1 protein-coding gene is annotated in these 558 nt (G+C 42.1%); it reads right to left on the reverse strand.

Annotation, left to right across the window (positions count from 1 at the left end; genetic code table 11):
• On the reverse strand, window positions 1–558 hold a 558-nt coding region (locus tag DOT_RS08355; RefSeq protein ID WP_040411661.1), incomplete at both ends, for a transposase.

Consider the following 558-nt stretch of genomic DNA (forward strand, 5'->3'; position numbering starts at 1 on the left):
GAGCATTTTGGTCGATGGCGTATTGGAAGACAAAGTGGGGATGCCATCCAGTGCAAGGGCGTAGATTTTCTTCGCTTTCTCCGTACTGGCTCGGTATCCTTTACTTTTTGCCCAAGTATTATAGTTGTTGATGAATTGAGCCTCGGAGAGACGCGTGATGTTGTCAAAGTGCCAGTATTCCTTTACAAAGTCACACAATTTGTCTCGATCTGGCATATCTGAGCGATTCCAAAGCAGAGTTTTTATCCCCGGCATTGTTCGATCCAGCAGATTTGTGAGCGTTTGTTTCGCCTGGATACGCATAGACATATAGTTTAAATATTGACGATTGAGCGTTTTTAACTCATCATACACATCCGCCGTTGGCGTGTAGTCTATAAGATGATACCAATGATCTAAACCAAAATTCGCTATCTTGATGGCATCAAGCTTGTCCGTCTTTCCTTTACGGATGGCCACATTAACATACTTGTTCATTACTAGCGGATTAATAACAGAAGCAAAAATATCATGCTCTTTCAGATATGTGAGTACCGGATAATGATAAGCCCCTGTTGA

The sequence above is a fragment of the Desulfosporosinus sp. OT genome (assembly GCF_000224515.1).
Taxonomy (GTDB): Bacteria; Bacillota; Desulfitobacteriia; order Desulfitobacteriales; family Desulfitobacteriaceae; genus Desulfosporosinus.